Annotated in this window: 25 protein-coding genes; 12 read left to right on the top strand and 13 right to left on the bottom strand. The window is 54.6% G+C overall.

All coding sequences use genetic code 11. From position 1 onward, the window contains the following. Positions 1–193: 193 nt before the first annotated feature. The gene (locus tag ACR0IM_RS19860; RefSeq protein WP_480682976.1) at positions 194–388 is read right to left on the bottom strand and encodes an RNA 2'-phosphotransferase; all 195 of its coding nucleotides are present in this window, start codon (positions 386–388) and stop codon (positions 194–196) included. Between the two features lie 141 nt (positions 389–529). Here ACR0IM_RS19860 and ACR0IM_RS19855 point away from each other — a divergent pair, with 141 nt between their 5' ends. The 5 genes from ACR0IM_RS19855 to ACR0IM_RS19835 all read left to right on the top strand — a co-directional run bounded on the left by ACR0IM_RS19855 (position 530) and on the right by ACR0IM_RS19835 (position 3435). Beyond that, positions 530–835 carry a hypothetical protein gene (locus ACR0IM_RS19855; protein ID WP_480682975.1) on the top strand — a complete coding sequence of 102 codons (306 nt, stop codon included), beginning with the start codon at positions 530–532 and terminating at the stop codon, positions 833–835. A gap of 55 nt (positions 836–890) precedes the next feature. Continuing rightward, complete coding sequence (locus tag ACR0IM_RS19850; protein ID WP_480682974.1) at positions 891–1460, top strand: c-type cytochrome; 570 nt, start codon at positions 891–893, stop codon at positions 1458–1460. A gap of 9 nt (positions 1461–1469) precedes the next feature. Further along, positions 1470–2369 (top strand): c-type cytochrome, encoded by a 900-nt coding sequence (locus tag ACR0IM_RS19845; RefSeq protein ID WP_480682973.1) that lies wholly within the window; start codon positions 1470–1472, stop codon positions 2367–2369. Positions 2370–2373: 4 nt separating this feature from the next. After that, a complete protein-coding gene (locus tag ACR0IM_RS19840) occupies positions 2374–2865 on the top strand; it encodes a c-type cytochrome (protein ID WP_480682971.1) in 492 nt (163 codons plus the stop codon). 93 nt (positions 2866–2958) lie between these two features. Further along, on the top strand, positions 2959–3435 hold the full coding sequence (locus ACR0IM_RS19835) for a DUF411 domain-containing protein (RefSeq protein WP_480682970.1): 477 nt from the start codon (positions 2959–2961) through the stop codon (positions 3433–3435). A 1036-nt stretch (positions 3436–4471) separates the two neighbouring features. Here ACR0IM_RS19835 and ACR0IM_RS19830 read toward each other — a convergent pair. After that, positions 4472–4984 (bottom strand): DUF6653 family protein, encoded by a 513-nt coding sequence (locus ACR0IM_RS19830; RefSeq protein WP_480682969.1) that lies wholly within the window; start codon positions 4982–4984, stop codon positions 4472–4474. Between the two features lie 215 nt (positions 4985–5199). On the opposite strand from ACR0IM_RS19830, the gene ACR0IM_RS19825 reads away from it, so the two are divergent. Then, positions 5200–6030, top strand: coding sequence for a class I SAM-dependent methyltransferase (locus ACR0IM_RS19825; protein WP_480682968.1), 831 nt, complete (start codon positions 5200–5202; stop codon positions 6028–6030). Here ACR0IM_RS19825 and ACR0IM_RS19820 read toward each other — a convergent pair. Together ACR0IM_RS19820 and ACR0IM_RS19815 are read right to left on the bottom strand one after the other, a co-directional pair. Then, a complete protein-coding gene (locus ACR0IM_RS19820; protein WP_480682967.1) occupies positions 5982–6164 on the bottom strand; it encodes a GFA family protein in 183 nt (60 codons plus the stop codon). The two genes, ACR0IM_RS19825 and ACR0IM_RS19820, sit on opposite strands and share 49 nt — an antisense overlap. Further along, complete coding sequence (locus tag ACR0IM_RS19815; protein ID WP_480682966.1) at positions 6134–6400, bottom strand: GFA family protein; 267 nt, start codon at positions 6398–6400, stop codon at positions 6134–6136. The genes ACR0IM_RS19820 and ACR0IM_RS19815 overlap by 31 nt, the downstream gene beginning before the upstream one ends. Before the next feature lie 249 nt (positions 6401–6649). Here ACR0IM_RS19815 and ACR0IM_RS19810 point away from each other — a divergent pair, with 249 nt between their 5' ends. Next, a complete protein-coding gene (locus ACR0IM_RS19810) occupies positions 6650–7564 on the top strand; it encodes a homocysteine S-methyltransferase family protein (protein WP_480682965.1) in 915 nt (304 codons plus the stop codon). 265 nt (positions 7565–7829) lie between these two features. Next, positions 7830–9512 (top strand): tetratricopeptide repeat protein, encoded by a 1683-nt coding sequence (locus ACR0IM_RS19805; RefSeq protein ID WP_480682964.1) that lies wholly within the window; start codon positions 7830–7832, stop codon positions 9510–9512. Positions 9513–9778: 266 nt separating this feature from the next. Here the strand turns inward: ACR0IM_RS19805 and ACR0IM_RS19800 are convergent, their stop codons facing one another. From ACR0IM_RS19800 to ACR0IM_RS19785, 4 genes are all read right to left on the bottom strand, one after another. Then, positions 9779–10324, bottom strand: coding sequence for a nucleoside/nucleotide kinase family protein (locus ACR0IM_RS19800; RefSeq protein ID WP_480682963.1), 546 nt, complete (start codon positions 10322–10324; stop codon positions 9779–9781). A gap of 122 nt (positions 10325–10446) precedes the next feature. Continuing rightward, on the bottom strand, positions 10447–11229 hold the full coding sequence (locus tag ACR0IM_RS19795; protein ID WP_480594739.1) for an ATP-binding cassette domain-containing protein: 783 nt from the start codon (positions 11227–11229) through the stop codon (positions 10447–10449). Beyond that, positions 11229–12299 (bottom strand): ABC transporter permease, encoded by a 1071-nt coding sequence (locus ACR0IM_RS19790; RefSeq protein ID WP_480642007.1) that lies wholly within the window; start codon positions 12297–12299, stop codon positions 11229–11231. The genes ACR0IM_RS19795 and ACR0IM_RS19790 overlap by 1 nt, the downstream gene beginning before the upstream one ends. 116 nt (positions 12300–12415) lie before the next feature. Further along, positions 12416–13390: a substrate-binding domain-containing protein gene (locus ACR0IM_RS19785; RefSeq protein WP_480683007.1), complete on the bottom strand. Its 975-nt coding sequence runs from the start codon at positions 13388–13390 to the stop codon at positions 12416–12418. 230 nt (positions 13391–13620) lie between these two features. On the opposite strand from ACR0IM_RS19785, the gene ACR0IM_RS19780 reads away from it, so the two are divergent. Further along, on the top strand, positions 13621–14820 hold the full coding sequence (locus tag ACR0IM_RS19780; RefSeq protein ID WP_480682962.1) for an ROK family transcriptional regulator: 1200 nt from the start codon (positions 13621–13623) through the stop codon (positions 14818–14820). Between the two features lie 297 nt (positions 14821–15117). Beyond that, the gene (locus ACR0IM_RS19775; protein WP_480594737.1) at positions 15118–15909 is read left to right on the top strand and encodes an inositol monophosphatase family protein; all 792 of its coding nucleotides are present in this window, start codon (positions 15118–15120) and stop codon (positions 15907–15909) included. Positions 15910–15912: 3 nt separating this feature from the next. Here ACR0IM_RS19775 and ACR0IM_RS19770 read toward each other — a convergent pair whose 3' ends face one another. From ACR0IM_RS19770 to ACR0IM_RS19750, 5 genes are read right to left on the bottom strand one after another with little or no spacing between them, the layout of a single operon-like run. Continuing rightward, positions 15913–16479, bottom strand: coding sequence for a histidine phosphatase family protein (locus ACR0IM_RS19770; RefSeq protein ID WP_480682961.1), 567 nt, complete (start codon positions 16477–16479; stop codon positions 15913–15915). Next, positions 16480–17550 (bottom strand): ABC transporter ATP-binding protein, encoded by a 1071-nt coding sequence (locus ACR0IM_RS19765; protein WP_480682960.1) that lies wholly within the window; start codon positions 17548–17550, stop codon positions 16480–16482. Further along, complete coding sequence (locus ACR0IM_RS19760; protein ID WP_480682959.1) at positions 17547–19763, bottom strand: ABC transporter permease; 2217 nt, start codon at positions 19761–19763, stop codon at positions 17547–17549. Before ACR0IM_RS19760 ends, ACR0IM_RS19765 begins: the two co-directional genes overlap by 4 nt. Then, positions 19764–20789 (bottom strand): ABC transporter substrate-binding protein, encoded by a 1026-nt coding sequence (locus ACR0IM_RS19755; RefSeq protein WP_480594733.1) that lies wholly within the window; start codon positions 20787–20789, stop codon positions 19764–19766. Positions 20790–20846: 57 nt separating this feature from the next. After that, positions 20847–21311 carry an NUDIX hydrolase gene (locus tag ACR0IM_RS19750; protein ID WP_480594732.1) on the bottom strand — a complete coding sequence of 155 codons (465 nt, stop codon included), beginning with the start codon at positions 21309–21311 and terminating at the stop codon, positions 20847–20849. A gap of 329 nt (positions 21312–21640) precedes the next feature. On the opposite strand from ACR0IM_RS19750, the gene ACR0IM_RS19745 reads away from it, so the two are divergent. Beyond that, complete coding sequence (locus ACR0IM_RS19745; protein WP_480682958.1) at positions 21641–22366, top strand: DeoR/GlpR family DNA-binding transcription regulator; 726 nt, start codon at positions 21641–21643, stop codon at positions 22364–22366. Positions 22367–22427: 61 nt separating this feature from the next. Continuing rightward, positions 22428–23402, top strand: coding sequence for a phosphate/phosphite/phosphonate ABC transporter substrate-binding protein (phnD, locus tag ACR0IM_RS19740; RefSeq protein WP_480642011.1), 975 nt, complete (start codon positions 22428–22430; stop codon positions 23400–23402). The last annotated feature ends 43 nt before the right edge of the window (positions 23403–23445 follow it).

Raw genomic sequence — 23445 nt, 5'->3', positions numbered from 1 at the left:
GGGCGCGAATTTCGAGCAGCGCAAACTAATGGGCAAGCCCGATGGCATCCGGTCGGTTTCCCTGGCTGGACCTAAACGTCCGAACCACTGTTTCAAAGATGGTTTGCTCACGACCGGTGCCTTCCATCGCCAATTTCATTCAATAAGCCCGCTAGGTTCAGGTGCTCGTCCGCTTTGCAACTTTATGAGCGGATTACAAACCGAGGTATTGCACAGGGACGAAATCCGTCAACCAAACCGCATTGTCCGCTCGATAGAACGCATAACCGTCCCGATGCATACTGCCAGTTTCTATTCGAAGGACGGTCGGTTTTCCGTGCCGTTGCCCTACCTTTTCAGCGGTCTCGGGATCAACGCAAGGGGATAGAAGCGAGTGAACGCGCGTCATTGGCGGTTCGGCGAGTTATCGCTGGTCGAAGACTTGACCCGCGCGGACGTTGAGAACATCATCGCCTTGGTAAGAGAATTGAAACTAGACAACGGGATGAGTTGAGCGGTGCTTTTGGACAGGCGCAGATGGATCGGGCTGATGCTCGTCGCGGTTGGCGTGTTCGTCGCCGCCCTGCTTATGTCCAGTGGCGTCGCTGAGGCCCATGGAAAACATGAGCCTTCCGTGGTTTCTCTAGAGGTTCAAACGCACGCTGAACATGCTGGAAAGGACAATCAAGGCCATTGTCACGGTGGGGCGTTCTGCAGCGGCCCTGCGATCGTCCAACTGTCAAATCTTTACGCGAATCTATTGGGATGCAGCGAACAGTATGGGCTGCCGCGCGCGACCAAGGGCATCCCGGTTGTTTCGAATTTTGATCCGCCCCCACCCAAAGCCCTGATCTGATCCGTATCTGCGCACGCCCTTTGGCGTGATGAGATAACTCAGACAGGGAAATCCGATGAAAACTGAAAAACTGTTGCTGCGCGCGTTGATTGCGTCCGTTCTGGCTGTGTCAAGCCAATCGGTGTTTGCGCATGGCGGAGCTACCGGCGTTGTCAAAGAACGCATGGATGGCATGGGGGTGATGAAAGAGGCGATGAAAATGCTAACGCCGATGATGCGGGGGCAGGTCGATTACGATGCATCCGTTGTGCGCGCACGGTCTGGGGATATCAGTCGCCATGCGGGCGAGGCGATGACCAGATTGTTCCCCGAAGCCAGCCTTGATGCGCCATCCGAAGCGAAGCCAGAGATCTGGCAGGACTGGGACGCGTTTTCGGCCCTAGCTGATCAGCTGCGCGTGATGGCGGATGGATTGGCGGACGCTTCCGAAAACGGGTTGATGATGGCCGGTGAAACGTCTGCTGCAGGTGATATGATGGGCGGCAGCATGATGGCGGGTGGCATGATGGGCACTGGTGCAGGCTCCGATATGATGGACCTGTCACAGATGCCGGCCGACGGGGTTTTCACCATGATGGGACAGGTCTGCACGGCCTGCCATACCCGCTTTCGGGTCGAGAAATAGGCCGGGACGATGCGCAAGTTCTTTCGTCTGGGGCTGACGGGCGCTGTTATCGCCGCGGTCAGCCTTGCCGGCCTGATGGTCTGGCCGATCGGCCAGCCTCTCGCGCTCATCACCGTGGAGGGGGATGCCGACCGCGGTGCCTATCTGGCCCGCGCCTCTGGCTGCATCGCGTGTCACACCGATTATGCGAAAGGCGGAGCGCCACTGGCGGGTGGCATGGCGTTGGATACACCGTTTGGGACGCTGTTTTCGCCGAACCTGACCACCGATCCTGACCACGGGATCGGTAGTTGGAGCCAGGCACAGTTCACCCGCGCTGTCCGCGAAGGGGTCTCTCCCGAAGGGCACGCCTATTACCCGGCCTTTCCCTATCCTTTCTATGCCAACTTCTCGGATCAAGAGGTTGCCGATCTCTGGGCGGCATTCCAAAGCGTGCCACCGGTCGCCGAACCCTCGCGCCCGCCCGAAATGAGCTTTCCGTTCAACCAGCGCTGGGGGTTGAAACTCTGGCGCGCCGCTTTTCTGGAGCCTCCAAGGACAGAGCCGATAACGGGCAAGGTGGAGACATGGAACCGGGGCCGCGAGCTGGTCGAAGGGGCCAGCCATTGCGCGGCCTGCCATACGGCGCGCAACATCGTTGGCGCGCGCAAGTCGGAAACGGAGCACTTCAAGGGCAGCAATGCGTTGCCAGGTGGTGAGAAAGCACCAGCCATCGATCACCTGACATTGGCTGACAAGGGATGGGATGTGGCCAGCCTTGCCTATGCCCTGCGTACGGGCATTACACCCGAAGGGGATGCCTTTGGCGGGTCCATGGGCGAGGTCGTGCTTTACGGCACAAGTTTCCTGACCGAGGCCGACCGGACAGCCATCGCGACCTATCTGATGGACGAACATGAAGGGGGATGAGGCAATGAAAACCGGAATAATCCTTGCATTTGCTTTGGCCGGGATGGTCGTCATCGGTGCTGCGGTCGCCTGGCTCGCGCCATCAGGCACGGAGGCGGGACCGCCAGTGCAACCGAAAACGACCGATGTTGAGGAAGGTGCGGTGCTTTATGCCGAGTTCTGTGCGTCCTGCCATGGTGCCGATCTGGAAGGGCAGCCCAACTGGCGTGCCCCAAATGAGGATGGGACAATGCCTGCGCCGCCGCATGACGAGACCGGCCATACATGGCACCACGGGGATGCGCTGCTGTTTGACTACACCAAACAGGGTGGGGAAGTGGCGCTCAAAGCCCGTGGCGTGCCCGGCTTTGCCAGCGGCATGCCGGGGTTCGGAGACAGCCTGAGCGACCAGCAGATCTGGGACATCCTGGCCTATATCAAATCCACCTGGCCCGAGCGCATCCGCGACATGCAGGCGGTGCGCTCCGAAAGCGAACAGATGCAGGGCGGCTTATGACCGCCCGCTTGACACAAATCATGACACTTGCCTGCGGCCTCGATTACAAAACGCGTCGTCGTACCGCGAGCGCGAAAACGGAAAGGAAATGACATGACCAACCCGACACTCGATCGCCGCCTCTTCCTGGCTGGCCTCGGTGCCTCCGGCATCGCTCTGGCCTCGCCGGCTCTGGCAACCGCCAAACTGCGGCTAGAGGTCCTCAAGGACCCGAACTGCGGGTGCTGCGGCGCCTGGATCGACATCATGCAACGCGACGGATTCGAGATAGAGGTGCAGAACGCCTCCTGGGAGACATTGTCGCGGTATAAAGCCAGCAAAGGTGTTCCGGAGGAGATGGCCTCCTGCCACACCGGACTGGTCGAGGGCTACGTCATCGAAGGCCATGTGCCGCCAACCGATATCCGGCGTCTTCTGGCCGAGCGCCCCGATGCGGTGGGGCTGTCCGTTCCCGGTATGCCCTTTGGCTCACCCGGCATGGGACCGGAGAGTGAACGGGAGGCCTATTCGGTCTTCCTGATCCGCAAGGATGGCACCACAGAAGTGTTCAACCACTACGCGGCGGCCTGAACCGCGGCACCCGTTTGATGGGTAACAAGGGCGGGTCTCCTGACCCGCCCTTTTTTGCGTCATCTCGGGCAGGACACGTGAGGTGTCTTCACCGCCTGCGCCCGGTTTATCAACGCGGCGACCTTGGCGATGGCAAGATCAAAGCACGGCTGGAAGACATATTGCAGGCGTTGATTGCACCCAGGCGAGCGCGGCAAGTGCAGAAGGGTTCATGAAGCTTTGAAAAGCTTTGAATTGAAAGGGCGTGCAGCGGCACAACTCAAAGGGCATTCACACCATCCGCATGCTGTAAACGGATTTCCTGTTGGAAACCGATATCGTTGCCTTTGTGGGGGACGCCCGGCTTAACCCGAATTAGACGGCCAACTCCCTGACCCGTTGGGTGGCATCCGGGACAACGTTTCTATTCATCGTAGATGATATCGGACTTGCGCAGCATCTCTCTCGTATTGCAGGTCACCAGACGATTGCTCTGGAATTGCAAAATTAGCATCGCACTCCGTACAAACAGAGACGAGAATGCCCTCAGCGATCCCGATACCTCCATCAAACGGAACATCGCGTTATTGGAACACTGTCTTCTTCGCTACGCCGCAATTCTCGCTAAATCCGCTGCTTCAATCGCCAGTGCTGTAAACCATTTGATCTTCGCTGACCAAACTGAAGAGACCGCTCCGTTTTTTGTCAAGCGTCGATCATAAGAATTGGGGCTGAGATCACTCCACAAATGTCTCAAAAATATTATAGAATTATCTTTTTACGCCTAACCTTTCGGGTGTGAAACAAAGGATAGGGGTTCATTTGCGAGTCTCGCAAAACGGTTTTCAATTGCTCACTTGGGCTTTCGCGAATGAAAACAGATTGCGAGTTTCTTTGGGCGGCAACCGGTGAGAATTCTCAGTGTTTCCGAAAAGTGTTTCGCAGATTTGTCGATATGCCAGCGTTTGCCTTCCGCAAGAAACGATTGTCTCTGGTCCCGATTGCGCCGGAAAGCTAACGCTTCCGCAGGGGACTTTGAACCAGCCAGATTGCTCAGCTAGGTCCCAGCCACTAGGTCTTCCAACGACCCACCATCAAGCAGAAAGTCGCTCCAGATCCACGCCATTCGGTCAACAAACCACATCTTGCCCCCTGAGATCACAGCTATACCGAGGCATGTAAAGCCCAAGTCGAACACCCAAAGACCGTACGCAAACGGCAGAAGACCCAACCCGCTGACATAGGCGAGTGCTTTTGCTACTTGTAAATGATGAGCTGCAACCTTGTCTCGATGCCGCAGCCAGACACGCTCGCCCAGTACACCTTGTGCCGACCAGCTTTCGAAGGTCCTGGGTTGTGAGAACGCACGCGGGTTGATCCAGACCCAGGCCAAAACCAACCCGACGGCAACCCACACCCAACCGCCAATCCACGCCCGACTCCAGATCGCCAACGCGATAAGGGGCAACGGTGTCAGTACGCGGGTCCAGACTGACCAAGGGTTTGTATGCCGCAACCAAACCTCGTCTTTCATACCCATAAGGCGTTCGGAGAAGCGGGCTATGTCCATCGGGTCACTCCAGAATCTGCAAGTTTATAACCGACATTGGATGGATCCAATATCGATCACAACCGCTTTCAAGTCTCGTTCCTTGGTGCAGATCAGGCCTTCGTTGATAGCATGGCGAATACCTGGGTCGAACCTGACAGGGCTGAGTAAAACAAATCTGGTCCGAACTTCGCTTGAGTGTATTCTTGTCACATTTTGGGGCTTTGGGGGGTGAAGTGGCTGATACAGCGGACTTTGAGAAGATGGAACGCCACGGATGGGCGGATCCGTCCATAGCCAAAGGGTATGCCGCCGGCTTTGAAACGGCGACACGTCTGGTTGCCAGAAAGCTTGCGGACGAAGTCGCTGCGGGGCCAAATTGCAAAGTACTTGACCTGTGCACCGGACACGGTGTCGTGGCAGCAGAGCTTGTCGCCCGGGGCTCAGATGTGACCGGCTTGGATTTCTCTGGACCGATGATTGAACTTGCCCAATCAGCGGTTCCAACCGCGCGGTTCGTTCAGGGTGACGCGATGGCAATGAGTTTTCCAGATGATGTCTTTGATGCAGTCACAATAGGGTTCGGCGTCCCACATTTTCCTGACCCAGCACGCGGCCTCAGGGAAGTGGCCCGAGTTCTGAAACCGGGGGGTAGGATTGCATTCTCGATATGGCAGGGCAAAGGGTCAGATGGCGCGTTTGGCTGGCTGTTTGACGCGGTTGAGCGCCTGGCCGATTCTTCTATTTCTCTGCCCGCAGGGCCGGATGCACACATGCTCGTGGATAGAAAAATTGCCAACCCAATGGTCGAAGGTGCCGGTTTTGGCAATGTGCGGCTAATCGATGTTGCAAGTGAATTGTGCGTTTCAGATCCTCAGATGCTTTTTGATGTTTTTGACGGGGGTGCAGTGCGTGCAGCATCGCTTCTCAGGCGTCAGCCGAAAGAACGACGCGATGCAATACGAGCGGATTTGGCAATGCGCGTTCAGTCGGAAGCAAACAAAGAAATGAGAGGTTATCATGTGCCTGCTCCCTCGGTTGTAGTCACTGCTTCGTCCCATGGCTGAGCTGCTTCGTGGTGAATCGATGTCACCGGAATATACGTGGAGGGATCGTCCATTGATGCCGCATGGACGTAGATGCAGCCACTCATCTGTTCGCTTCTGCGGGTCAGCGGTGAACCACAGTTTTGGCAGAACACGCTAAAGGCGACCGCCCTGATCCTCCTGTCATTTCAAATGTCTTGAGTGCGTCACCAATTGAGAGTGACTTGGCCACAAGTGGCACTCTCTCTGAATGCCCCGAGCTGGTGAGACGTTGGCAATCTCGGCAGTGGCACCGAAACATCGCAGCGTCAGAGTGAACCCCAGAATACCGCACCAACCCGCATGTGCATCCACCTTCAACATTATCACTCTTGTCCTCTCCTCCACTCAAAAAGAAAAAACGGTCCGCTCATTGTGTTAGCTTCAGCTTGCTGTTCCGAGTTCAGGAGAACAGGCTGTGGGTCAGAACGGTATAGCCACGCTTGATCAGATACTCCGGCGATCCCCGCCTAAATGGGCGTAGATAATCCTGCGGATGGGCGAAGCGTCCGAATGGAAAAGCATAACGCCCCGGTTTTGCAGAAGAACTGATCGCTGTTACTGTGCATGCGGCGCAACAACGGTGTATGAGGGGTGCAAAATGGCGCGGAAACTCCCACACGAGAGTGACAAGAACTTCCTTGTTTATGCAGGTACAGGTACGGACCTCATCTTTAACCACGGTATCGAGCTCCCGGGATTTGCCTCGTTTCCTTTGCTGGAGAAGCCTGACACCCGGGCAGTTCTTGCCGGGCAAATGCGTGCGCTCGTTCAATTGGCTGGCGAAATGGATGTAGGCTGCATACTTGACGCACCAACCTGGATGGCAAATGCCGACCGTGCTGCTCCTTTGGGTTACGATGCTGAACGCCTTCGTGAGGTAAACAGGGATGGCGTCGCACTGATGGAAGAGGTGCGCAAAGACGCCGGTCGAAACGACGTATTGGTTTCCGCCTGCGTTGGGCCAAGATACGACCCTTATGCTGACATCCCGTCCATGACGGTTGAACAGGCGCGTAAGTACCACGGTGTGCAACTTGCTGTTCTAAAGGAAACCAGTGTTGATCTGGTGACTGCCTACACGTTCAACCGCCCAAGCGAGGCCGCTGGTTGTGTTCTGGCTGCAAGAGACATTGGGTTGCCGATCATTATGTCTTTGGTGGTCGAAACCGATGGCTGTTTGGCTGATGGGACAAAGCTCATTGATGCGGTAAACCAGATCGAGGCAGAAACAGACGGCGCGGCTCTGTTCTACATGGTGAATTGTGCACACCCCACTCACTTCGCTGACGCGCTCAACGCGCACCCAAGACTCAAAGGCGTTGTTGCCAATGCATCAAGTTGTTCACACGCAGAACTTGATGAGGCCGAGGACTTGGATGCAGGAGACCCCGTACAGCTCGGCAAAGAAATTGCGGATGTCGTGCGGGAAAACCCGTCTATTCGGGTGTTTGGTGGTTGCTGCGGTACGGATATGCGACACCTAAAACAAATGACGCTTGAGGTCGTTGGGTGATATTATCTCTGATAGTTACACTCAATCTGCTTACGCTGTACTTGGCCCTGATCAGCTCTTCCTTGATATTCCACCATTGCCCGAATTGGGCTTCGACTCGTGAATCAAGTTAAGAGCGGGGCGAGGTGGGTTTGAATAAAAGCTGAAGGCTGCGTGCGCGCCAGACTATCCGTGAATTTACTGGTCGCCGATGATAAAGATAATTTGATGGTCCTGGCGTTTGAGCACGCACCGGAAATGGCTTGCACCACCATGGAGAACCGTTTTGAAGCGCCAACTGGCTGCGATTTTATCGGCTGACGTGATCGCCTCGACCAGGCTTATGAGCGAGGACGAAGAAGGTACTCTACAGAGAATCCGTCGACTGCAAAGGGAGGTGATAGAGCCGGAGATCTCGTCGCAAGACGGACGAGTGGTGAAGTACATGGGTGATGGTGTACTTGCCGAATTCCCTTCTGTAGTAAATGCCGTCCAAGCCGCAACTGACATACTCGAAAATAACAAATCCCGAGAACAAGATCAGCCGGAAGACCGCCGCATCCGGTTGCGGGTTGGCATAAATCTTGGTGATATTATCGCCGAAGAAGGAGATATTTTCGGCGATGGAGTGAATGTCGCATCACGGTTAGAAGCACTTGCTGACCCGGATGGGTTGTGCATCTCCGGTTTCGCATTCCAGGGGTTGGGTGCAAAATGGGCACACGAATTCGTAGACAGCGGACCTTACGAGGTCAAAAACATAAAGAAACCCGTTCGTGTCTACAGATGGCGCTCATCGCTGAACAATTCAGAAGGCGAACGTCGAGGGGAGATCAAACCGACGATTTCCATTGCCCCTTTCAGTTCGCCGCCATACGACGATGCAATAAACGGATTTGCAGCAGGTCTCGTAGAAGATATCGCAGTTGCAATAGGGACTGTCGAGCAACTCGTTGTTGTCGATGAGACCAAAGCGGTGGAACTACCAAGATACCGGTTGAGCGGAAGTGTTCGAACTCTTGCAGAACGCCTGCGGATTCAAGCGAAACTCGTGGACCAATTTTCTGGAGTTCAGGTTTGGGCGCAGAGATTTGACAGAAAAGCAGAGGACTATTTCGACCTGCAGGATGAACTGGCACAGACCATTGTTATCAGCGTCCACACCAAATTGGGGGCGGGGAGCTATACCAACAGGTGGCAACTCGGTACAAACAACTTCGAAGCTTGGCGATTGAGCGCTCAGGCTTTCAACATTTTCCAAAGGTATTCGCCGGATGCCATGGATCAGTGTATTGAAATTTGGAATGAAGCATTCAAGCACGATCCCGAGTTTCCGACACCACGAATTGCCCGATCCTATTGCCGTGCTCGAAAGGCGTTGTGGTCTTCTCCGGAAGAGGCGCAGGAATTACTTCGCGCGGCAGAAGAAGACTTTGAAGCCGCGCGAAATGCGACGGATGAGACAGATAGCCGACCCAATTCCCTTTTACGCGCCATTCGGATCGCTCGTGGCGATCATGAGGGCGCAATTGAAGCAGCTCGGCAGGGGTTCATGCGAGAGCCTGGAAACGCTGCAACCCGAGCGACATTGGCTTACGCATTGCTAATGGCAGGGCAACATGAGGAAGCGTTAGAAGAAATCCTCAAAAGCACTGCTGAGATCAAGAATTACCCTGGTTGGTTTTCGTCCATCAAAATTTTGAGCTACTTCTTCAGTGGGGATGTTCAACATGCGCGCGCAGAAGCCGAATACATCGTCCAAAAACAACCTGACTTTTATCCAGGCAGACCGCTCCTCGTTGTTTGCCACGTTGAAAGCGAGGCGATGGAGGCAGCACGAAGCATTGCCAAAGAAATTAAGGCAAGAGATAGCAAATTCTCTACTGAAGTCTTTGCCAAGTCGTTGGGGCTTAACCACGAAGACCGTCGTAATCGCATTCGCTCCGCCTTGACGCGGGCAGGCCTGTGAAAGGCGATTGAGTTATGGATGATCGGTTTGTTATGCATTGCCACCAACCATGCGTCCAATCCACAGACCTGTTCACGGCGGCCCGCTGGTTTTTTCGATGCAGGGAAATCAGTTTACATAACAGATCATTGATGTTGTTTGCTTCTGCAATGCCCGTGAAGAACCTCATTAGTTTTCCGCATCGTGCATAGAGGGATTTTGATTGTACTTGAACCCGTTCAATGGCTCTGACAATCAGCGGAAAGTTCTAAATCTATTACGCGGGGTCAAAACGCGTAGCGCATTGCGAATTCGGTGCAATTCTGGTTCAGTGTCAGATCGGCTTTCCTGCTATCTCTGATGACACGTTTAGCATTGGGGAGATCGTTCGTTTTCGCGCGTTGCAGTGCGGTCTTTGGGTCAAGTCCGTGCCTGATCCAGCGGTGTTGTAGCCTGTTCTCGAGCTCTTCCAAAGTTTGGCTGACGAAAACCGTTGCGGTATAGACATCTGCCAGTGTACTCCATGGGGCGCTATCCATCAGAAGGTAGTTTCCCTCAACGACGACAGTCGGAGTTTCTGGGTGAACAGCAATCGCGTTGGCAATGGCCAGATCCATCTGGCGGTCGAATTTGGGGTGAAAAGACACATGTCGCGCAGACTTCAGCCCTCTGATTGCATTACAAAACCCGTATCCGTCGAAGGTTTCCGGTGCACCTTTTCGTGCTAACAAACCACGCGCTTCAAGTATGCGATTGTCCAGATGATAGCCGTCCATAGGAACCAGCGTGGCCAACGGAACCGCGGAACTCTGTTGCCCGTTCAGCGATTGCACAACGGTTTCTGCAAGTGTCGACTTTCCGGACGCAGGGGGGCCAGCGATTGCGACAATCGCGCGGACCCCATCCTGCCTCCGGGAGGAGATCAGATCGCAAACGCGCTTAACATCCTGCTCGATCACGCGGCGTCCTCTTTCGGGGGCTCTTTGGCACCGGTCATGAAAGCCACGGCGTCGGACATCGTGTAGTCCTTGGGATCGATCGTGCAGAGCCTTTTGCCCAGCCGGTGCACATGGATGCGATCGGCGACTTCGAAGACATGCGGCATGTTGTGGCTGATGAGAATGATCGGAATGCCACGTGCGCGCACATCCTGAATGAGTTCGAGAACTTTGCGACTCTCTTTGACCCCCAATGCAGCCGTCGGCTCGTCCATGATAATGAACTTGGTTGCAAAGGCCGCAGCGCGTGCAACCGCTACGCCCTGGCGCTGACCACCGGACAGAGTTTCAACTGCCTGATTGATGGATTGTACGGTCATCAGTCCAAGTTCGGTCAATTTTTCACGAGCGAATTTCTCCATCGCGGGTCGGTCGAGCTGACGCATGAATTTGCCCATGAAGCCCTGTTTGCGGATCTCGCGCCCCATGAACATGTTGTCGGCAATGGACAGGGCCGGGGACATGGCAAGCTGCTGATAGACAATCTCGATCCCCATATTCCGGGCGTCGATCGGAGAGGTGAAGTTGACCTTTTTGCCTTCAATGAGGATCTCGCCCTCATCCGGGATTGTGGCACCGCAGATCGCTTTGACGATAGAGGACTTGCCTGCGCCGTTGTCCCCGATAACTGCAAGGATTTCTCCTTGGCGCAGTTCAAAGTCGGAATGATCGATGGCGGTGACGTGGCCATAACGCTTCACGATCCCGCGCCCCTGGACGACTGGAGTTGTGTCTGACATTAGCCCGATACCTTTCTGATCCACTGGTCGACCGCGACCGCTGCGATGATGAGAAGTCCGATGAGCAGGAAGGTCCACTGAGCGTCCGCGCCAAGCAACCTCAGCCCAAGTGTGAATACGCCAACGATCAACGCACCGAACAGCGACCCCAGAATAGAGCCCCTTCCGCCGAACAGAGAGATGCCTCCGATCACAACAGCGGTGATGCTCTCGATGTTGGCCAATTGGCCGGACGTTGGCGAAACAGATCCGATGCGGCCGATCAAAGCCCAGCCGGCGAAGGCACAGATCAAGCCGGATAACATGTAGACGGACATGAGGGTTCGATGAACGTTGACACCGGATAGCTCGGCGGCCTCGGGATCATCGCCGACCGCATAGACATGTCGGCCCCAGGCTGTGTGTTTAAGCGCATAGGCCAACACAAAAATCAGGGCGAGCATGAAAATGACGCCAATCGTAAAGGTCGCCCCACCGATGCTGAACTTGGTTCCGAAGAACTGAAGGAAAGGAGCGTTCGCCTCAATATCCTGACTCCGGATGGTCTCATTTGCGGAATACAGAAAGTTGGTGGCCAGAACGATCTGCCACATTCCTAGCGTGACGATGAAAGGCGGGAGTTTGACACGGCTGACAAGCCAGCCGTTGAGTGCTCCGATCAAGGTTCCAACCGCAAGACCGCACATGACGGCGATAGGTACCGGAATGCCGTAGCGGAACGTGAATTGCCCCATGATGACAGAAGAAAACACCATGATCGCACCGACGCTCAGGTCAATGCCTGCTGTCAGAATAACAAGGCTCTGTGCTGCGGCCACGATGCCGACGATCTGAACCTGCTGAAGGATCAGTGTCATGGCAAAAGGCGAGAAGAACTTCGAGCCCAATAGCAGGCCGAAAATCAATATCGCCCCGACCAGGACAATTAGCGGCACAAAGGACGGGTTAACATGGAGAAGATGTTGCAACTTCCCCAATACGCCACGCCGATGATCTTCGAACTCGGCTACAGATTCTGTTTTGCTGGCGGCGGATTCAAATCCCTGGGCGCTTTGGTTTGATTCAGACATATCTCCCCCTTTTCGTGGATGGCTTTGCGCCCACGAGATCAGTGTACAGGAAGTTTCGGTTTGCTGGTGAAAGGATTGATGAGGCGCTCTCATGCGCCTCATCCATTAGGTCTGCGTCAGCCCCAGCAGAGATCCAAGCCTTCGGCGACCGAGATTGATTCTACGCCATCAACAGGTTGGTCCGTTATGAGCGCGACTCCGGTATCGTAGAAGTCTTTACCGGGCGTGTTTTCAGGCTTCACTCCTTCATCGGCCCACTTTTTGACAGCCTCGACCCCAAGCGAAGCCATCAATAGCGGATATTGCTGGCTTGTGGCGCCAATAACTCCGGCCTGCACATTTTGTACGCCGGGGCAACCGCCGTCGACCGAAACGATCAGAACATCGTTTTCACGTCCAATGGACTTCAGAGCCTCGTAGGCACCTGCCGCTGCCGGTTCGTTGATCGTGTGAACAACGTTGATCGTTGCGTCCTTGGCCAGAAGGTTCTCCATGGCGCGGCGACCGCCTTCTTCGTTGCCGTCGGTCACGTCGCTGCCGACCAATCGCGCATCCGATTCATCGCCAATGACATTAGGGTCTGCCAGGTCCACACCAAAGCCATCGAGGAAGCCCTGATTGCGCAATACGTCTACCGTTGGTTGGCTAACGTTCAGATCCAGTGTCGCGATCTTGGCGTCCGCTGCCGCATCGCCCATTTTTGCTTTTGCCCATTGTCCGATCAACAAACCAGCCTTGTAGTTGTCTGTCGCAAAGGTTGCATCCGCAGAGTCAATCGGGCTCAACGGTGTGTCCAATGCAATAACCAGGATGCCAGCGTCGCGCGCTTGCTGAACAGCGGGTACAATCGAACTTGTGTCGGAGGCCGTCAGGAGAATTCCCTTTGCACCGTCGAGAATGCAAGTTTCAATAGCCTGAACCTGGGTTTCGTGGTCACCGTCAACTTTGCCTGCAAAGGCCTTCAGGGTCATGCCAAGTTCTTCTGCCTTGGCCGTGGCGCCTTCCTTCATCTTTACAAAGAATGGATTGGTATCTGTTTTCGTGATCAGGCAAACAGTTTCCCCGGCCGCGTGAGCAGATGCAGCCGCCATAGTAAGTACGGTCGCAGATGCCGCAATCTTGAATAGACTTTTCATGTTGTCCTCCCAGAAAAATGTGTTGCCTCGCATGGCATGCCCGCGAGACCCGCCCTCATCCTCCAATGAAGGTCTTATTCAAGAAACCGTGATTCTAGCCTCTCTGTCAATAAATAAATAAAGTTTATTTATTAATTTGCTCCTGTATCTTTTCATAAGAAAACAAGGTGTTTATGTTTAAGGTTATGGAAAGAGAAGCTCTCAAAACACTGACCGGTGGGGTAAGTCAAAGCGGGGTTCGCGATCACAACGAACGTCTGATTTTGACAGTTTTACAACGGCATGGGCCCGCCGCAGGCGCCGACGTCGCGCGGTTAACGGGCCTGTCTCCTCAGACTGTGTCGATCATTCTGCGCAAGCTTGAAAAGGATGCGATTCTCAAGCGTGGAACCCCACTGCGTGGGAAGGTGGGAAAGCCTTCGATCCCTATGGAGCTAAACCCGGAAGGCATCTTGTCGGTTGGGATGAAGATCGGGCGGCGCAGCGCTGATCTGCTTTTGATCGACTTTACGGGCACGCCGCGCCGCCAACTTTCCACGACCTATGATTATCCGCTACCCGAGATCATCTTCGGGTTTTTGGAATCTGGTTTGGAAACGCTACTGTCCCACGAGCCCCAGAGGCTTCGCGACCGCGTTTGCGGGATCGGAATCGGAACCCCATTCGAGCTTTGGAAATGGCATGACCTGTCTGGGCTTGCGGCTAAAAAATTCCGGTCCTGGAAAAACGTGAACTTTTTCTCCGAGGTCGCCAAATTCAGCGACTTGCCTGTTTTTGTGGTTAACGACGCGACGGCCGCCTGTCACGCAGAGCATCTCTATGGGCGTGGGGCAGAATATCGCGACTACTTCTACTTCTTCATTGGCTCAATGATCGGCGGCGGTGTTGCGTTGAACGGAACCGTGTTTGAAGGCAACCAAGGCAATGCCGGTGCCTTGGGCGCCATGCGCACGACAGGTCCTTTGGGTGAAAGCCAGCAACTGATCGACACGGCATCACTGTTTTTGCTCGAGGACCGGTTGATCGAAGCGGGCGTCGATCCGGGGATTCTGTGGAAGAAGCCGCAGGATTGGAGCAGCATTTCTCGCTATGTCGAACCATGGATTGGCACCACGGCACAGGAATTGGCCAAGGCCGCTCTTTCAATTTGTGCTGTCATCGACTTCGAGGCCATTTTCATCGATGGCGCGTTCCCACCGGAAGTTCGGGAAGAACTGGTATCAAGGGTTCGCCGTTACTTAACCAACCAAGACAAACGCGGTTTGATTCCACCGGTCGTGGAGGCCGCAGCGGTTGGCGAAAACGCCCGTGGCATCGGGGCGGCAAGCAGCCCGATTTTTCGTCAGTTTCTACTGAACACCAACGCGGGACTTTCTGGGATGTAGCCGAAGTTCGTCGCCGTCAAATCTCCTAATCTGGAAGAAACCGCGGCGCCTGCAAAAGGTGGTGGCCTTCGAGTGGCCGCTTTGGTGCAGCACCGAATAGAGTAGCGGAGGGCTTGCTATGGGCCGCAGGTGAAGGCGGCGCAGAGGCAGCTTGCAGAAGAAATCGCCAACACTGACATCACCCGATTGGCGGCGGTGAAATAGCTTCTGAAAACAATCGAAACAACTCTGTGATTGCCAGGCATTCACTTAGCCTGCAATGTTCAAGGCGACTCTCCAACTGGAAAAGGACCACCCATGTCTCGACTTTCAGAACGCAGAGATTTTGCCGTCGCAGTCTGCGAGGAGGCTGGGGCAATTGCTCAAAAGTACTTCGCGGATCGGGGTAGTCTTGTTGTTGATCGAAAGGGTGCTCAGGACTGGGTTAGCGAGGCGGACAGGAATGTTGAAACCTTTATTCGTCAGAGGATTGCAGAGGCGTGGCCCAATGACGGTGTCTTCGGTGAAGAGCACGGCGCTACTGCTGGCAAGAGCGGTTTTGACTGGGTGATTGACCCAATTGATGGGACAACGAATTTCGTCAACGGCATACCTGCATGGACTATCGTTCTGGCTGGCGTCACCGAAGGACACACGGAAGTCGGTGTGATACGTGATCCAAATGTGGATGAGACCTTTGTAGCGCTGCGCGGAGAAGGAGCAACTCTAAACGGATCACCAATACGCGTCGCATCAGGGGTGGCGCTGCGGGATGGAACAGTCGCCGTGGGGTATTCGAACCGGATTGAGACCCGCCATGTTTTACCCATTGTCGAGAATCTTATCGAGAATGGGGCCATGTTTCACAGAAACGCCAGTGGGGCTCTGTCGTTGGCCTACGTCGCTGCCGGGCGCCTCCTGGGTTACGTGGAAGAACACATGAACGCCTGGGATTGTCTGGCTGGGCAATTGCTGGTCTCGGAAGCGGGTGGCATTGTCGAGGGTCAAAACGCCGATGTGATGATCCGCGAAGGCGGGCGCGTAATCGTGGGTACGCCAGATGTGTTCGAGACGCTGCGCGAAATCGCAGAGAGCGCTTGGAACGCCTAACGTCTATGCCAAGGCGATCCAACATGAGTTAGGCTTAAGCGTCTTTAAATCTGCCTGCCAGAAGTGGCCCTGTGAGGGCTGGTCGTGTTTACGGTCTATCGAACACTCCGACAATGCGCACCAAAGCAACGTGCCGACCGCTCCGTGTGTAACAATTGCAAGATCCCCGGTGTCATGCATCTGGACAATCTCTGCGACCGCGCGATGAATGCGTTTTTGCGCCCCGAAAGCTGTTTCCCAACCGCGATAGCTGACGTCCGGCTGAGCAAAGAATGCATCAGCCGCTGCCTCGAATTCGTCCCGAGGCAAATAACCGGTTGCGCTGCGGTCGTTCTCTCCAAGGCCCAGGTGACAGTTGACGAGTAGCGTTCGTGGTGCAGCAAGAATCTCGCCCGTTTCACGGGCCTTTTGCTCGTTGCTTGCCCAGATTTGCGTGACGTTCGACAAGATTTCACTGGCAGCAAATTCAGTAGCGCGTCTGCGGCCCGTCGCACTCAGACCCCAATCTGTGATCGGGACGGCCGGATCGATAGACACCTCGGGGTGTGTGATGATCAAAAGATTCGGCATTTAGTCCGGCAAAAGCACCGGCCCTTTGTCGGCAAAACCCATCGTTATTTCGGTGCCGGGTTCAAGCGGCGCATCGACATCATCATGGACGGCAAAAACCTGACCGAATGCACCTGTCAGCGTGTACTCCATCCGAACGCCAACATAGGTCGCTTTGGCCACCGTGGCTGGAATTCCCTGACCTGAACCGATCACCAGACGTGAGGGTCGCACTGCAATGGTTGCGGTCCCTTCGGACAAACCGCGGCGGGGCAGCGTGTGGCGGTAGCCTTCTATTTCTATCGTTGCCGCGTCGCCATTGATTTCGACGATTTGGCAATCCAATAGGTTTGCCTCACCTATGAAATCGGCGACAAAACGATCGTTCGGGGCATCGTAAAGCTGGCGTGGTGTACCCATCTGAGCGATCGCTGCATTGCGCATGACGACAATTTCATCCGAGACAGCCAGCGCCTCTTCCTGATCGTGGGTAACGTAAACAACTGTCAAACCAAGGTCTTGCTGTATTGCCCGAATATCCTCACGCACTTGACGACGAAGCTTGGCGTCGAGGTTGGACAACGGTTCGTCGAACAGCAGCACCTGCGGCTCAAGAACCAATGCCCGTGCGACGGCAACACGCTGCTGCTGGCCGCCGGATAACTCTGAGGGAAGGCGGTTGTCGAACCCCTGAAGACCAACCAGCTCCAAACCATACAATGCGCGGCTGCGGGCCTCATCCTTCGCAAAGCCCGAGAATGTGAGGCCATATTTCACATTCTCCAGCACACTCATATGAGGGAACAGCGCGTATGACTGAAATACCATAGATACATCGCGGTCGGTGGCTGGCAGTTTGGTCACGTCCCGATCACCGATCAGGATCTTGCCGGAACTGGCCATCTCCAACCCTGCAATCATGCGCAATGTCGTTGTTTTTCCGCAGCCCGACGGGCCAAGCAGCGTTACGAGCTTTCCTGCGTCTACGTGAAGGTTGATGTTATCGACGGCGACGACATCCTTGCCGAACACTTTCGACACGTTCTCAAAGCGTACCGGGGCGGCCTTGGAACCGATTTTGGTGTCGGTCATGGCGATGTCTCCGTTCCGAGCTGCGTGCGCCGGCCAATCTGAACCCGCCCGACGAGAAGTTGCAATAAGCCAACCGCCGCGAGCATCACGAAGATCAGCGTCGTCGAATAGGCGATAGCAAGGCCATAGTCGTTATTCTCGACCCGACCGATGATATAGCTGGTTGCCATGTCATACTCCGCGCTGACCAGAAAGATGACGGCCGAGATTGCCGTCATGGCTCGAACAAAGCTGTAGACAAGTGCAGCAAGTATCGCAGGGCGCAACAGCGGAAGGATAACATTCCGGAAGGTCTGCCACGAGTTTGCGCCAAGGGTCAGTGAGGATTCATCAAGGCTGCGGTCAAGTTGCGACATGCTGGCAATGCCCGCGCGAACGCCAACCGGCATGTTGCGGAAGATGAAGCTGACAACAAGGATAACCCCCGTGCCAGTGATTTCGATTGGCGGAACGTTGAAGGCTAGGATGTAGCTAACGCCGATTACAGTGCCGGGGATCGCGAAGGACAGCATGGTGCCGAATTCAAAGGCGTTCTTGCCCGCGAAGCTCTGCCTGGTCAGCAGATAGGCAGTCACCAGTCCAACGGCGGCAGTCAATGGTGCAGCAATGGCGGCGATCGTGATGGTAGTCCAGAAACTGTCCCAAGCAGCTCCGGTCCAGCGTATGCCCTCTTCTTCGAAGCGAACCGAGAATGCGGTGATGTAGTGCTTGATGGTCAGCGAGTTATCGACCCCCCACAACTCGACCACACTGCCGTAAATGATCATCGCATAGACAATGATTGTGAACAGCCCCCAGCCCAGTGCAATGAGCAGAACGGGAACCGAAAGGCCGGTTGGCATCAGCGGATGAACACCCGCATCGCCTTTGCCGGTGACTGTTGTGTAGCTCTTCTTTCCCAGCCAGACGCGCTGCGCGTAAAAAGCGGAAAGGGTAAAGAACAGCAGCACCATTGCCAGAACCGCAGCCCGGCCTTGATCATATTGAGCACCGACGATGGCGAAGAAAATCTCAGTCGACAGCACGTCGAAATTTCCACCCAATACAAGCGGGTTCCCAAAGTCGGCCATGCTTTCGATGAAGCCCAGAAGAAATGCATTTGCAAGACCGGGCCGCATCAGGGGTAGAGAAACCGTTTTGAACGTCTGCCATCTGCTGGCCCGCAGGGTCTGGGCCGCTTCCTCCATCGAAGGTGAAACACCTTCCACCACGCCTATTAGTACGAGAAATGCAATGGGAGTGAACGCGAGTGTCTGCGCGATCAGAATGCCTGGCATTCCGTAAAGCCAGCGTGTCGGTTGTGTGCCAAATAGCTCGGCAAAGAACCGGGTTACAGAACCGGACAAGCCAAAAAGTAGGATAAGCGCCAAGCCGATCACGAATGGTGGGGTGATTATTGGAAGAACAGTCAATGCTCGCAGCGCCCGCTTATAGCGAAAGCCTGAGCGCGTCACGACCAACGCGAAGCACAGACCCAGACCCGTGGTGATGACGCCAACAAGGATGGCTAGGAACAGTGAATTCCACGCAGCACCGCATCGCGCACCTTGTAAACACCCCAATCCCCACAACCGGTCGTCGAAGAACTTCGAGAAGAAAACCGCAATGGAATAAGCGCCGTCTTCGGTGATGAAAGCAGCAAAAAGCATCTTGGCGATGGGGAAAAAGACAAAAGCGGTAACGATGGTAATCACACCGCCAATAGCACTTACGACGAAGACATCACCATTAATAGCACCCCTCGCCGCGATACCTTGAGTGAGCAGGAACAGAAAGCTTGATGCGCAGATCATCGCGCCATAGCCCATTCCGAACTGACGGTCGCTAAGCTCACCAAACAACGCATCCAACCAATCGAAGTTGAAGCCTCTGATACCGATGCTGAACCCCTGAGCGATCAGCCAGCCGAAGCCGAGCGCACCGGACAGGATCAGAATGCGGGCGTAAAGCGGGTCAGATTTGGCTCGTTTCAACACCAAAAGTGGTAGGGCCAAAGCGATCAGGAGTGGAGAGAGCCAAAGTTTCTCACCCTGTCCAATCAGAAATGCAGCGGGGGCATAATCCTCATCGAACGGGTAGCCGTCCAAGAGCCATACGAACGACCACAGGCCGCCGTCGACCATGTACCAGGGCAACAGGCAGAATCCGACCCACCCGGCGATGATCCAGAAGATCAAGATCGGATGGGTCGTTTTTGATGTAGTGTCAGTCATTTACTGCGGCAGAACCGAAACCTCTTCGTCCCATTTCTGCAACAGACGTTTTCGTTCATCTGAGGAACCGTACTTTTTGAAGTCATAGTCGATCAGCTTGATCTGGCTCATATCAGGTGCGCTTTCCGATGTTTCCGCCCCCTTGTTCGATGGCACCTGAAACGCGTTGACCTGAAGGGCAAGATTCTGAGCTTCGGGCGACAGGGCCCAGTCGTAGAACTTCTTCGCCTCTTCCTCGTTGCGGGCACCATCGATGATCGACATTGAGCCAATTTCGTACCCCGTACCCTCGCATGGTGCGACAACCTTGATCGGGAACCCTGAAACGGCCTGCTTTACGGCGTCATGCATGAAGACGATGCCAATTGTGTTCTCGCCACGACCGGCGGCCTTGATCGGCGCAGAGCCGGACTTAGTGTATTGGTTGATGTTCGAATGCAGACCTTTCATGAACTCAAAGCCTTCATCCTCACCAAAGATCTGCACCATTGAGGCCAGTGTTGTATAGGCCGTCCCTGAAGAGTTCGGGTTCGCCATCTGAACGTGTCCCTTGTATTCGGGCTTCAGAAGGTCTTCCCAACAGGCAGGTTCGGGCAAGTTGTTTGCGGCGACAAGGTCGGCATTGTAGCCATACCCAAGCGCGCCTGAATAAATACCGATCGTCTTGTTGCCCGCGCTTTCAGCCTGGGATATCGCCCAATCGTGAAGCTGGTCGCGCATTGGCGACATGTATTCCATCGTCAGGCCTTCTTCGGCGGCCTGCAAATGCGGATCACCCGTTCCACCCCACCAAACGTCTCCTTTCGGGTTCGAACTTTCGGCGCGGATTTGTGCGAAGGTCTCGCCTGACGATTTTCGAGTCATGTTGACGTCGATGCCAGTCGCATCTTCAAAGCTGCGTGCCATGAGTTGGCACCAATCTTCTTGCGCCGAACAATAGAGTGTCAGCTTGTCGGCTTGTGCCGCCGACAGTGACGCGGCCAGGGCAATCACCGATCCAACCGCGGTCGATGTCAGTTTCCTCATTTTTTCCTCCCATTGAGCTTAATGCTTCCGGGTTTCCCGGTTCTTTTATGCCCTTCCTCAAGCAGCCTTTCGAAGCTTCTTTACGGCAGTTTTTACTTCTTGATTGTCTGTTAGATTTCTCAGCAATTGTGACAGGTCTTTTTCTTCGACCAGCTTTGCGGCTTTTGTCGGTGAAAACCAGTGACGCGTCCGCTCACCTTCTTCCTTCCAGTGTCGCTTCAGCTTTTCAACGACCAGAGGGTAAAGAGTGACGCGGCAGCGAACGCTGCTTTTGCCCTCGTATCGCTTGTCGTAGAAAAAACAACCGATTGGCCGCTTCGAGATGGTACCGACTGCGCCCGCTTCTTCCTGAGCTTCTATTTCTGCTGCATGCCATGGCTTTTTGCCATCCATTAGCCATCCCTTTGGGATAACCCACCGGCCGGTATCCCGCGAAGTGACCATCAGAACACGCAACTTGCCAGTCTTGTCCCAGCGCATCGGAAGCGCCGCAATCTGATCTGCTGTTTCGCTGTCGCTCATTTTGTCCCTCAATGCCGCACGATCAAAAAACAAAAGGAAGCTGTCTTATTAGCAAGTTGGCCAGTTAAAACACTCCCTCGATTTTGCTTCTGAATTTGATCAGCCTGTGCATCTTTTGCTCTGCGCTTTGAAACACTTGGAATTTCTCGAATTCTCACAACCTTCCGAGGGTTATGCAACAAAAATTATTGCAAAATGCCCGAAAGCCCACAAAGGTAGGTTTCGAAACCTAGTCGGGTTGTCGGATGTCCAAAACCAAAACGCGCGGCAAAATGTTTGAAAAGAACCAGAGCCGGGTCAAGAAATCCGATCGGCGCCAACAGATACTGTTGGAGTTGAAGCTGCGCCCGCACGTTCGCATCAACGAACTGGCACAGCGGTTTAATGTCTCTAACGAGACGGTGCGCAGGGATTTCGACGCCCTGTCGAACGACGGTTTGATCGCGCGTGCACACGGGGGGGCGTCAGCCCCTGCGCAAGGACACTTTCCAGGCTTGGATGAACGGACAAACGCACAGGTTGAGGAACGTGAGCGGATAGGTGTTAGCGCGGCAGAACTAATTCAGGGCGGTGAAACGGTCATGATTGACTCCGGTTCAACCACCATCGAGATGGCACGTGCACTGGCTTATCTCGGCACCCACTGCACGGTGATCACCAATTCAATTCCCGTTGCGATGACCCTTGGCCATGGAGCTGCCCAAGTCCTGTTATGCCCAGGGGAATACTTGGCAACTGAATCTGCAACGATCGGAACCGAGACTCTGGAATTTCTGTCCCGTTTCAATGTCGACAGGTGCATGATCGGTTCCTCAGGGTTCTCAACCGAAGGTCCTTCAGAGACAGTGCAGGGTTTTGCTGCAGTAAAAAGGATGATGCTGACACGTGCCGAGAAGCGGCACCTTCTTATTGCTTCCGGCAAGTTCGGTCGCAAAGGCCTGTCTCAAGTGGGCGACCTTAGCGGCCTGGATTCCATTGTTACCGACAAAAAACCAACAGGAGAATTGCGTAACGCTATTGAGGGCGCCGAGGTCGATGTTCTCGTCGCCGGGTAGGTATGCCATGATTGATTGACAGCGGATCGAAAAAAGGGCCGCGCATAACTGGGAGGAAAACATGAAGGTCGATTTCAAACTATTGGTTGGGGCATCCGCAATTGCGCTCATGTCGCTGAGTGGGACGGTGTCGGCGCAGGATTGTCCGCGCGGTGATTTGGACGAGCGTTTTTGTGACGCCGACGGAGATCTGATCGCGGATATTCCTACTGATCCTAGTGAGTGGATTGATCCCGACACGTTGATCTTTGCTTATACTCCGGTCGAGGACCCGGCGGTTTATCGGGACGCATGGGTGGAATTCATCGACCATCTTGAAGAAGTTACCGGTAAAAAGGCCGAGATATTTCCGGTTCAATCGAACGCAGCACAGATCGAAGCTATGCGGTCCGGCCGTTTGCATATCTCTGGTTTCAATACTGGATCGAACCCGCTGGCTGTAAACTGCGCGGGGTTCCGGCCATTCACGATCATGGCTTCGGAAGACGGACATTTCGGCTATGAGATGGAGTTGATTACTTTTCCGGGATCAGGGGTCGAGGCGGTTGAAGACATTAAGGGCGGTAAGCTTGCATTCTCGTCACCTACGTCAAATTCTGGGTTCAAGGCACCCTCTGCCATCCTGAAGGGCGACTATGACATGGTTGCGGATCGTGATTTTGAACCGGTCTTCTCGGGTAAGCACGACAACACTGTGCTGGGCGTTGCAAATAAAGATTATCCTGCAGGTGCGGTGGCCAATTCTGTCATGAAACGGATGATCGCTAGGGACGTGATCGATGCTGATCAGATCGTGTCTATCTACAAATCGCAGACCTTCCCAACCACTGGCTTTGGTACCGTTTACAACCTTCCGCCTGATCTTCAGGACAAAATCAGAGAAGCGTTTTTCACATTCGACTGGGAAGGAACAGCACTTCAAGCAGAGTTCTCTAAGTCCAACGAGGCTCAGTTTATTGAAATGAACTACAAAGATTTCTGGGATGTCATTCGCAAGATCGACGCAGCAAATGGCGTTTCCTACGCTTGCCAGTGACACAAGGATAATCGGCGGGCCTGAACGGCCCGCCTACAGCCTA

The sequence above is a fragment of the Ruegeria sp. BF6 genome (assembly GCF_056538665.1).
This window is presented reverse-complemented; position numbering and strand designations above follow the sequence as displayed.